The 10825-nt window shown below is 66.6% G+C and carries 10 protein-coding genes; 8 read left to right on the top strand and 2 right to left on the bottom strand.

Features of this window, described 5'->3' with window-relative positions; translation table 11 throughout:
• On the bottom strand, positions 1–301 hold a 301-nt coding region (locus SB4_RS00935; protein ID WP_338112922.1), incomplete at its 3' end, for a PAS domain-containing protein.
• Positions 302–459: 158 nt separating this feature from the next.
• On the opposite strand from SB4_RS00935, the gene SB4_RS00930 reads away from it, so the two are divergent.
• The 4 genes from SB4_RS00930 to SB4_RS00915 are packed head-to-tail and all read left to right on the top strand — an operon-like array spanning position 460 to position 3071.
• Positions 460–927, top strand: a complete 468-nt coding sequence (locus tag SB4_RS00930; RefSeq protein ID WP_241488432.1) for a hypothetical protein — start codon at positions 460–462, stop codon at positions 925–927.
• 4 nt (positions 928–931) lie between these two features.
• Positions 932–1216, top strand: coding sequence for an HPr-rel-A system PqqD family peptide chaperone (locus SB4_RS00925; RefSeq protein ID WP_058751014.1), 285 nt, complete (start codon positions 932–934; stop codon positions 1214–1216).
• On the top strand, positions 1213–2058 hold the full coding sequence (locus SB4_RS00920; RefSeq protein WP_058751013.1) for an HprK-related kinase A: 846 nt from the start codon (positions 1213–1215) through the stop codon (positions 2056–2058). Before SB4_RS00925 ends, SB4_RS00920 begins: the two co-directional genes overlap by 4 nt.
• Before the next feature lie 14 nt (positions 2059–2072).
• Positions 2073–3071 (top strand): nucleotidyltransferase domain-containing protein, encoded by a 999-nt coding sequence (locus tag SB4_RS00915; protein ID WP_058751035.1) that lies wholly within the window; start codon positions 2073–2075, stop codon positions 3069–3071.
• Here SB4_RS00915 and SB4_RS00910 read toward each other — a convergent pair.
• Entirely contained in the window at positions 3031–3723 is a 693-nt protein-coding gene (locus tag SB4_RS00910) for an HAD-IA family hydrolase (RefSeq protein ID WP_058751012.1), read from the bottom strand. The two genes, SB4_RS00915 and SB4_RS00910, sit on opposite strands and share 41 nt — an antisense overlap.
• Positions 3724–3785: 62 nt before the next feature.
• Here SB4_RS00910 and glmU point away from each other — a divergent pair, with 62 nt between their 5' ends.
• The 4 genes from glmU (at position 3786) to SB4_RS00890 (ending at position 10823) form a co-directional block, all read left to right on the top strand.
• Positions 3786–5150 (top strand): bifunctional UDP-N-acetylglucosamine diphosphorylase/glucosamine-1-phosphate N-acetyltransferase GlmU, encoded by a 1365-nt coding sequence (gene glmU, locus SB4_RS00905; RefSeq protein WP_058751011.1) that lies wholly within the window; start codon positions 3786–3788, stop codon positions 5148–5150.
• Between the two features lie 4 nt (positions 5151–5154).
• Positions 5155–6978: a glutamine--fructose-6-phosphate transaminase (isomerizing) gene (gene glmS, locus SB4_RS00900; protein ID WP_058751010.1), complete on the top strand. Its 1824-nt coding sequence runs from the start codon at positions 5155–5157 to the stop codon at positions 6976–6978.
• Positions 6979–7071: 93 nt separating this feature from the next.
• Positions 7072–8985, top strand: coding sequence for an EAL domain-containing protein (locus SB4_RS00895; protein ID WP_058751009.1), 1914 nt, complete (start codon positions 7072–7074; stop codon positions 8983–8985).
• Between the two features lie 5 nt (positions 8986–8990).
• Positions 8991–10823, top strand: coding sequence for a sensor histidine kinase (locus SB4_RS00890; protein ID WP_241488431.1), 1833 nt, complete (start codon positions 8991–8993; stop codon positions 10821–10823).
• Positions 10824–10825: the final 2 nt, after the last annotated feature.

Here is a 10825-nt window from a genome sequence, read left to right as displayed (position 1 = left end):
GGCGGATGGCGACACGCGCATCCTCCCCGACGATATGCCCGCCGAGCAAGGCGCGGGCGGATCGATTGGCGAGGATGACCCGACCCTTCTCGATCAGCAGCACCGGCTCTACGATGGCGTCCAGCGCTTCTTCGAGAAGGGGGGACAGGGCGTCCTCCTCCTCGGCCAGTCGACCTTCGTCCTGTTCATCGGCGACGCCTTCGCTCGCGACCAACGCCGCCGCGATGCCGCCGACTAGCGTGATGATCGCGGGGCCCGGCCCGGCGCTCAGAAACACCACCAGCGCGGCCACGACAGCCACGATCACCGCCCATAAGGTGCGAACGCCGAATCCCATGGGGTGTCGATGTAGCGGTCGATGCGTCGCCTGTCTTCCTTGCGCCCTCGATATGATCCAGCTTTTGGCCAGTTTTGGGAAGCTTAAGCCTTTGCTCAGCGTCTTGTGGCAGGGCGACGAATATGGGACATCGCGATTTCATGGACGACACGCCTCCCGATCAGGGGCCGCTCCCCGAGGAGCCGGCCGCCGCTCCCGCTTCCAGCGTGACGAGCCGCCGGATGCTGATGCTGGGCGCGGTCGGAACCAGTGCGGTCGTCGCGATCCGCCCCGCGATGGCACAGGCGACGGGTTCGATTCTGAACTGCCAGATCCCGGTTCCCGGCCCAGGCGATGCGGGCAAGTATATCGCCAGCGATGGCTCGCTCGCGCCGCCCAGCCTGCTGGGCCCGCTCCTCGGCTATGGCCCCTTTCCGCCGCCCCCGCGCCCCTTTACGGGCGAGGAGGTCCACAAGGCGATGTATGAGGGGGCCAATCTGCCCGGTGCGACGTACAAGAGCAGCCAAGCCTATCTCGCCTACATCAGGAAGCTGAAGATGGGGCAGAGCGGCTATACCTGCTTCCTGTCCGTGCAGAATCCCCGGACCTGATCGCATGGCCGGTCCGCGCTACCGCGCGGCGGAGGCGGCGCTGCTAATCGTCGAGCCGCTCGATATCTTCACGGCGATCTTTCATCGCCCGTCGGGCATCACCCATCTGCTGAACGAGCCGGCGCCCCAGATCCTTGAGGTGCTGGCGGATGCACCGCTCGATCGGGACGAGTTGTTCGCGCGGCTGGCGGCGGAATATGAGCTGGGCGACGCGCAAGGCGACGGCATGGCGATGCTGCGCGCTCGGCTCGACGAATTGGAGGCGGCCGGGCTGGTCGACCGGTTGTGAGGCACTGCATTTTCCTTCAGGTCGGGCCGGTGGGCTTCCGCATCGGATCGGACTGGCGCGCGCCGATCGCCGCGATGGATGCACTCTACCGCGACTATCCCCGCGCGGAGTTTGCCGATTACAGCGTTCGGCTGGAGGCAACCTCCTTCTGGCGGCGATGGGTCAGGCCTTCGGTGCGCACGACGGGCGATTATCACCTGCCCGACGCCGCGCCCTTGCCGCTGGCGCAGGGGCTGCTTGCCGCCGAAATGGGAATGAACCTGCAAGTTGCGCTGGGGCATCGCCGCCACTTGCTGCTCCACGCGGCGGTGGTCGCGCGGGGAGACCAGGCAATGCTGCTTAGCGGCGTATCGGGCGCGGGCAAGTCGACGCTGGCGCTGATGCTGTCGGAGCGCGGCTGGCGCTTTCTGGGCGACGAGTTCGCGATGATCGATCCGGCGACCGGCTGGGCGCATCCCTTCCCGCGTCCCATCAGCCTGAAGAACGAAAGCCTGGGCGTTATTCCTGCCGGGCGCCTGGTCGGCCCGTTGCTGTCCGGCACGCCCAAGGGAGAGGTTCGCCACGTCGTGCCCGACGCCGCCTCCATTGCCGCGATGACGCAGCCCGCGCGGCCCGCTCTGCTGGTCTTTCCGCGTTTCGGTCATCCGCTGGCATTGCAGGGTATGGCACCTACCGAGACGTTCGTCCGGCTGACCCAGGCATCGACCAACTATGTCGCGCTGGGCGAGGCGGGGTTTCGCACGCTAACCCGCTTGCGGGCGGAGGTGCCCGCCGTCGCGCTGGACTATCCCGATGGTGAGGCAGGCGTCGCCGCGGTGGAATCGATCTGGAGCGCCTTGTGAGCGCGATCGAAACGATGATCGCGCTGCTCCGCGCGCCGGAGCGGTCGCTGACGCTCGACCTGGCGCGCTGGACCGAGGTGGTGACGGTTGCTCGGGCCGAGACGTTGCTGGGTACGCTGGCGTACCGGCTGGAGGGGCTGGCGATTCCAGCGGTCGTTCAGCGGGTGCTGGAGGACGCCAGGGCAGAGGCGGAGGAGGTGCGCCGAACCGCCCTTTGGGAGGCGAACTGCGTCGCGCGCGCACTGGCCCCGCTCGGGGTGCCGGTGATCCTACTGAAGGGGACCGCCTTCGTCGCAGCGGGGCTCGCGGCCGGGCAGGGGCGTGGGATCGGCGATTGCGACATCCTGTTGCCGCGCGCGTCCCTCGATCACGCCGAAAAGCTGCTCCTGAACGCAGGCTGGGAGTGGGTGAAGTCGGACCCCTATGACGACCTCTATTACCGTCGCTGGATGCACGAGCTGCCGCCGATGATCCATAGCGAGCGGGATCGGATGGTCGACGTGCACCATACTATCCTGCCGCTGACCGCACGACCGACACCGGATGCCGGGTCGCTAATGGCTGCTGCCGAGCCGTTGGGTAGTGGCTTGGCGGTCTTGTGTCATGCCGACATGATCGTCCATGCCGCTGCGCATCTGTTCGCCGATGGCGACCTGAGCGGTGGGTTGCGCAATCTCTGGGATATCCATGCGCTGGTCGAGGAGCGTGGCGTTGAGGGGCTGGAAAAGCGGGCCCGGCACCATGGCCTGTCGGCGGCGGTCGCGCGGGCGATGCGTTTGAGCCATGCGCTATATGGGACCGACGTGCCCGAACCGTGGCGAGGCCTGACCGTGACTGACCGGATTTATCGCCGGAGACTAACGGCGCGGGACGGCTGGGGGCGCGAGCGAAGGCCGGTGATGTGCCTGGGCTTTTATATTCGCTCGCACGCCATCCGAATGCCGCTGCCCATGCTGGCGCGGCATTTGTGGATCAAGTGGCGGAAGGGGCGAGCCGTTCCAGCGTCGGAATGAGTTCGCCGTAACCATCGATGATCGCATCGGCGCCCAGCGCCTCCACCGGCTGGCTAAGGAAGCCGAAGGAACAGGCGACGACCGGAAGTCCGGCGGCGCGTGCCGCCTGCACGTCGAAGATCGAATCGCCGACAAAGGCCGCTGAGCCGCCGCCGCATTGTTCGACCAGCGCCTGGATCGGCCGGGGCGATGGCTTGGCGATGCCCAGCGTATCGCCGCCGATGATCGCGTCGAACCGTTCGGTCAGCCCGAGCGCGTCAAGGATGGCGCGCGCGAACCGCTCCAGCTTGTTGGTCATGATACCCAGCCGCACGCCCAGTGCGGCCAGTTCGTCCAGCGCGGCAAGCGCCCCGGGAAAAGGCGCGGTGTGGACTGCGAGATGCGCTTCGTAATAGTCGAGCAACTGTCGATGCAGCGTATCGAGCATCGCGTCGTCATAGCCGCCGGTCGCCTCCAGCCCATGCTTCAACATGGCCCGCGCGCCGCCGCCGATCATCGGCTTGACCGCCTCGACGCTCAGCGGCGCACGACCGATCGAGCCGAGCGCATGATTGACCGCCGCTGCCAGATCGCCGCTGGTGTCGAGCAGCGTGCCGTCCAGGTCGAAACCCACGATGGCGAAAGGAAAACCGTGCGATGAATTGACGTCCATGTCTCGTCCTGGTGCAGTCTCCTGCTGGCCTTGAACCGAAATCCGTGGCAGGCGCAACCACCATGACGAGACCAGTCGCCGCCATCATCCTCGCTGCGGGCAAGGGCACCCGCATGAAGTCGGACCTGCACAAGGTCCTCCATCCCATTGCCGGGCGGCCGATGCTGCTCCACCTGATCGACAGCGTGAAGCAGCTCTCCCCCGAGCGTATGGTCGTGGTGACGGGCGCCGGGCGCGAACAGGTCGAGGCGGCGGTCGCGCCGCTGGGCGTGGGCACCGCGCTTCAGGCCGAGCAGCTGGGCACCGGCCATGCGGTAGCGCAGGCGCGGGACGCGCTGTCGGGTTTCGACGGCGATGTGCTGATCCTCTATGGCGACGTGCCGCTGGTCGAGGCGCGGACGATGCAGGCGATGATCGACCGGCTGGGCCAGGGCGATCAGCCTGCCGCCGTGGTCCTGGGCTTCCGCCCGAGTGATCCCGCCGCCTATGGCCGGGTGATCGCCGACGAGTCGGGCCGGATCGACCGCATGGTCGAGTTCAAGGATGCCGATCCTGAAGAACGTGCCGTAACCCTCTGTAACTCAGGCCTGATGGCGGTGCGTTCGGTCGACCTGTTCGGACTGCTCGACCGGGTCGGCAACGACAATGCGGCGGGCGAATATTATCTGCCCGATATCGTGATGCTGGCGGCCGCCGATGGTCGCCACTCGGCGGTGATCGAGACGGGGGCGGGCGAAGTCGCGGGCGTCAACAGCCGCGCAGAGCTTTCGGTCGTCGAAGCCGACTGGCAGACGCGTCGCCGGGCCCGTGCGATGGCCGACGGGGTGACGCTGATCGCGCCGGATACGGTGTGGTTCTCGCATGATACGAAGCTGGGCCGCGACGTCGTGATCGAGCCCCATGTGGTCTTCGGCCCCGGCGTGCATGTCGCCGACGGCGTGACCATCCATGCCTTTAGCCATCTGGAGGGCGCGACCGTCGCCACCGGGGCGGATATCGGCCCTTATGCGCGTCTCCGCCCCGGCGCGGATGTGCGCGAAGGTGCGCGGGTCGGCAATTTCGTGGAGATGAAGAAGGCCGTGCTGGGCCCGGGTGCCAAGGCCAACCACCTGACCTATCTCGGCGATGCCGAGGTCGGGGCCGGGGCCAATATCGGTGCGGGCACCATCACCTGCAATTACGACGGGTTCCTGAAGTACAAGACGGTGATCGGCGAGGGGGCCTTTATCGGCTCCAACTCCGCACTGGTCGCGCCGGTGACCATCGGCGCGGGGGCGATCGTCGGTGCGGGGGCCGTGGTGACCAGCGATGTCGAGGCCGACGCGCTGGCGCTGGTCCGGGCCGAGCGCCAGACCAAGCCGGGCTGGGCTAAGCGTTTTCGAGACATGATGACGGCCAAGAAGGCCGCGAAGAAGGCTGGGGAGTAAGTTTATGTGCGGTATCGTGGGAATCCTGGGCGGCGAGGATGTCGCTGAGCGTCTGCTCGATGGGCTGCGTCGCCTGGAATATCGGGGCTATGACTCGGCGGGCATCGCCACCATCGATGACGGCGCGATCCAGCGGCGGCGCGCCTCGGGCAAGCTGATCAACCTGGCCAAGGAATTGGCGGCGCATCCACTGCCCGGCTCGATCGGCATCGCGCATACCCGTTGGGCGACCCATGGTGGCCCGACGACCAACAATGCCCACCCCCATGCCACCGATCATGTCGCGGTCGTCCACAACGGCATCATCGAGAACTTCAAGGCGCTGCGTGACGAGCTGATCGGCCGCGGCCGCGTCTTCACCAGCGAGACCGACACCGAAGTCGTCGCCCATCTGGTCAGCGAAAAGGTCGAGCAGGGCCTCGATCCCGTCGCCGCCGTCCGCGAAGTGCTGCCGCGCCTGCACGGTGCCTTCGCGCTTGCGATCCTGTTCCGCGACCAACCCGATTTGCTGATCGGCGCGAGGCTTGGCTCGCCGCTGGTCGTCGGGTACGGCGATGACGAGACCTATCTGGGATCGGATGCGCTGGCGCTCGCCCCGCTGACCCAGCGTATCGCTTATCTGGACGAGGGTGATTGGGTGGTCTGCACCCGCGAGGGTGCGCAAGTTTATGACCGTGATAACAATCCTGTCGACCGGCCGGTCACCCTGTCGGGCGTGACCGGCGCGCTGATCGACAAGGGCAATCACCGCCACTTCATGCAGAAGGAAATCTACGAGCAGCCGATCGTCGTCGCCCAGACGCTGCGCTCGTATCTCCAGCGTCTGGAGGGCAAGATCGCGCTGCCGATCCCCGAGTTCGACCTGTCGGGTATCAAGCGCGTCACCATCGTCGCCTGCGGCACCAGCTTCTATGCGGGCATGGTCGCCAAATATTGGTTCGAGCAGTTTGCGCGCGTGCCGGTCGACCTCGATGTCGCTTCCGAGTTCCGCTACCGCGCACCAGTGATGGAGCCGGGCGGCCTGATGATCGTCATCAGCCAGTCGGGCGAGACCGCCGATACGCTGGCCGCGCTGCGCCACGCCAAGGCCGAGGGGCAGACGATTGCCGCGGTCGTCAACGTGCCCACCAGCTCGATGGCGCGCGAGGCCGACTTGCTGCTGCCGACCCATGCCGGGCCGGAGATCGGCGTCGCCTCGACCAAGGCCTTTACCTGCCAGTTGAGCGTGCTCGCCGCGCTCGCCGCCAACCTCGCCAAGGCCAAGGGGCGCCTGAGCGCCGACGAGGAAAAGCAGATCGTCCGCCATCTCGCCGAAGCCCCGGCCGCGATCAACGGCGCGCTGGCCTATGACGAAGCGATCGAGGGCATGGCCGGGGCCGTCGCCAGCGCGCGCGACGTACTCTATCTGGGCCGTGGCACCGACTATCCGCTGGCGCTCGAAGGTGCGTTAAAGCTCAAGGAAATCAGCTACATCCATGCTGAAGGTTATGCGGCGGGTGAGATGAAGCACGGCCCGATCGCGCTAATTGACGAGCATGTCCCGGTCATCGTCATCGCGCCCTCGGGGCCGTTGTTCGAGAAGACCGTGTCGAACATGCAGGAGGTGCAGGCGCGCGGTGGCAAGGTCATCCTGATCTCCGACTATGACGGGATCGAGGCGGCCGGAGAGGGTTGCATCGCGACCATCACCATGCCCAAGGTTCATCCGCTGATCGCGCCGATCGTCTATGCGGTGCCGGTGCAGCTGCTCGCCTATCACGTCGCGGTCGCCAAGGGCACCGACGTCGATCAGCCGCGCAACCTCGCCAAAAGCGTCACGGTCGAGTAATCGCGGCCCCAACACTGACCATTTACGTCACATTAAGCGTCTCCGGTTACCATCGCTCCACCAATTGCTTGACGATGGAATGATGGTGACCGGATGCGTATTCTGATCGTTGACGACGAACCGGCGGTACACGACAGCTACGCATATTGTTTTTCCGGTCTTTCGGACGGCCAGCCGACTCGCCGCGATACGCTGGATGTGATGGCCGCCGAACTGTTCGGCGTCGCTGATCCGGCGACGTCGGAACCGGGCGATATTGCCCAGCGCCCGTTCCGGCCACATCATTGCCACCAGGGTCTCGATGCGGTCGCGGCGGTCGAGCAGGCACTGGCCGAAGGCAATCCCTTCGCGGTCGCCTTCATCGATATCCGGATGCCGCCGGGCATCGACGGGCGCGAGACGGCGCGACGCATCCGTGCGCTCGATCCGGACGTCCATCTGGTGATCGTTACGGGCTATTCCGATTTCTCGCCGACCGATATCGGCAAGGTCGCCGGGCCGCCGGACAAGATCTTCTACATCGCCAAGCCGTTCGAGGTCGCCGAGATCTCGCAGATGGCGCTCGCGCTCTGCCGCCGCTGGGACAATGATCGCGAACTGGCCGCGGCGCGCGCGATGCTGGCGGCGCAGGTCGTCACGCTCGAGGAAAAGACCGCCGAGCTGGCCGCGAACGAGAACCGGGCGATGCACATCGCCATGCATGACGCACTGACGGATGCGCCCAATCGCGTCGCCTTCCTTCGTGGAATTCAGGAGCGCGGGCGGCAACCGGGGCCGTTTGCGATCGGCATGATCGATCTCGACCGGTTCAAGCTGGTCAATGACACCCTCGGCCATCTGGCGGGCGACGAGCTGATCCGCGAGGTCTGTACGACGATCCAGCATGCGGCGCCCGACAACGCCCTTGTCGCGCGGCTTGGCGGCGACGAGTTCGGTCTGTTCTTCGACGCGAGCGACGAGGCCGAAGCGGTCGTCGCCTGCGAGCGGATCGTAGCGGCCTGCGCCGCCAGCTTCACCATATTGGGTCATGCGGTCCGGTGCGGCGCGTCCTGTGGGCTGGTGATGAGCGGCGAGGGCATCGAGCGCGACCCGACCGATCTGGTCCGCCAGGCCGACTTGGCGCTGAACGATGCGAAACGGGCCGGTCGCGGGGTCGTCCGCGTCTTTGACGAGCGGATGGACGAAAGCATTCGTGTCCGCCGCGGGATCGAAGCGGGGCTGACCAATGCCATCGCCCGGAACGAACTCAGCCTGACGTTCCAGCCGATCGTCGCGCGCGGCAGCCTCGATATAGCCGGGTTCGAGGCGCTGGTCCGCTGGACCACGAAGGAACATGGTGCGGTCAGCCCGGCGATCTTCATTCCCATCGCCGAGGAAAGCCATCTGATCCACGAGCTGGGTGACTGGGTGCTCGACCATGCGCTGGCCGAGTTGCAGCATTGGCCCGGCCAATATGTGTCGGTGAATTTCAGTCCGGTCCAGTTCCGGCGGTCCCATTTCGTCGCCCATGTCATCGACAGCGTTCGTCGCGCGGGCGTGGAGCCGGGCCGCGTGCAGATCGAGATTACAGAAACCGCAATCTTCGATGACGCCGAGCGCGCCGCGCATACGCTGTGCGAATTGCGCCGCCTGGGCTTCCGCATAGCGCTGGACGATTTCGGCACGGGCTATTCCAGCCTCTATAATATCCGCAAGTTCGCGCTCGACTGCTTGAAGATCGATCGCAGCTTCATCGACGGTATGGGACGCGAACGCGAATCCGCCGCGATCGTCCACTCGATCATTCATCTCGGCCGGGCGCTGGGCCTGGGCGTGATCGCCGAGGGGGTCGAGACCGAGGCGCAGGCCCAGGCGCTTCGTGTTGCAGGGGCCAGCCATCTGCAGGGCTACCTCTTCTCGCGCCCGGTCCGTGCGATGGAAGCCAGGGCACTGGCGGCGCGGCGTAACTTGCCGCTGCCGGGCAGCAACGTCTCCGAACTTCCCATCGCGGCAGGTGCCCGGCGCTGATCGCTGTGAAGCGCTTGCGGAAATGGATCGGCGCGCGGCTTCGCCCGCGCTCGTTGCGCGATACCATGGTGTCGGTCCTGACGGTCGCGGGCATTGCGGGCGCGATCGCGTTGGCCGCGCTGCTCGCCCTCGTCATTTCGCCCAGCTTTGCCGAGCTGGAGAAGCGGGCGACCGATGGCTATCGCCACCGCGCGCGGTTCGCCTTGAACGAATTTGCGGCCGGCAGCGAGGAGCTGGCGCGTGAACATGCGAGCACCTCGCAAGCTCCCACCGATTTGGCCCGCACCCTGTTCGCCGCCCATGCGGTCGATGCCGTCGCTTATCGGACGGCCGACCGCGCTGCCTGGGATGTGCGCCTGCGCGCTGGAGAGGAGGCGCCGGGAGCAGCGTCGCGCACGGCCGAGCTGTCGCGAGCGTTGAGCCGCCTTGATCCCGATCGCCTGATCGGTGGGGCGTCTTCGACCAAATTCTATCTGCCGACCGACCATGGTTTGATGGCGGTCGGTCTGGCCCGATCGGTAGCCGGGGCGGGGCATCCGTCCGGCTATGTGGCGGTCGCGCGCCATCTGACGGCAGGGCATTTGTCGGCGCTTCTCGGCAAGACCGCGCGGATCGTCCGCCCGCCGCTGGGGCAGGCCGACGCGGTTTCGGCCAGTTCGCGCATCATCGATATCGCGGTGCCGGTGCGCGGGGCCGATGGCAAGCCGGTCGCGACGGCCGCCTTCCGCGTCTCGCGTGAAGTCGTGTTGCTGGGACGACGCGTGTTGCTGCTGGCCGTGGCGGGATCGATCCTGCTGCTCGTCTTCCTGCTCCTGATGCTCCGCCGGGCGCTTGCCGCCTTCGTCCTGGCGCCGCTCGATCGGGTCGAACGGCATATGCAGCGGGTGCAGGCCTCCGGCGCGCTCCTTCCCTTTGAGGACAGCCGCAGCCGCGACGATGAGTTCGGTTCGCTCGGGCGCAGCTTCAACGCGATGCTAAACCAGTTGAAGGACCTGCGCGAACAGAACGAGATCCAGAGCTTTGCGCTGGGCCGGTCGGAAAGCGCCGTGGGGGTGTTGCACAATGTCCGCAACGCCCTGGCCCCGCTCGCGACCATCCTCAGCCATGGCATGGGCGCGAGGACCCTGCCGGACCGCGAGTTGATCGACCGGGCGCTGGCCGAATTGCGGCGCGACGACATCGATCCGACGCGGCGCGCCAAGCTCGTTACCTTCGTCGCGACCGCGCTGGATGCGGAGACGGTGGCCCGGGATGCGGTTCGCATGCAGCTGGAGGTCGGGCGCGATGCCATGCGGCAGACGCTGGAGATCATCGGCGCGCAACAGGCCCGCGCACATGAGCGGCCACCACGCGAACGCTGTGACGTGAGCGATATCGTCGCACGTAACGCGACGATCGCGCGCTATGCCCGTTCGGTGTCGATCGAGGTCGACTTCCCCGCTCGACCAGCGCCTGTGCTGGCCAATCGGGTGATCCTGAGCCAGGTGATCGGCAATCTGTTTTCCAACGCGGTCGAAGCAATCGTTGCCACCGGACGCGACCATGGCACCATCGCCGTCGAGATCATGCCGCCCAACGACGGTCGGCTATCGGTGCGGATCATCGATGACGGCGAAGGTTTCGAGCCGTCCCAGGCGACGCGGCTGTTCCAGCCGGGTTTCTCGACGCGGACGGAAAAGTCGGGTGGCCTGGGCCTGCACTGGTGCGCCAATTCCATGGCGGCGATGGGGGGCGCGTTGGAGCTGCGCAGCGCGGGGAAGGGGAGCGGTGCGGTCGCGATCCTGACGCTCGACGTCGATCCCGAACCGGGCCTTAGGATCGGCGAGCTGGCTGCCTGATC

This window comes from Sphingomonas sanguinis (assembly GCF_001476905.1).
GTDB classification, from domain to species: Bacteria; Pseudomonadota; Alphaproteobacteria; order Sphingomonadales; family Sphingomonadaceae; genus Sphingomonas; species Sphingomonas sanguinis_B.
Note: the sequence above shows the minus strand (reverse complement) of the source record. Positions and strands in the feature narration are given on the sequence as shown.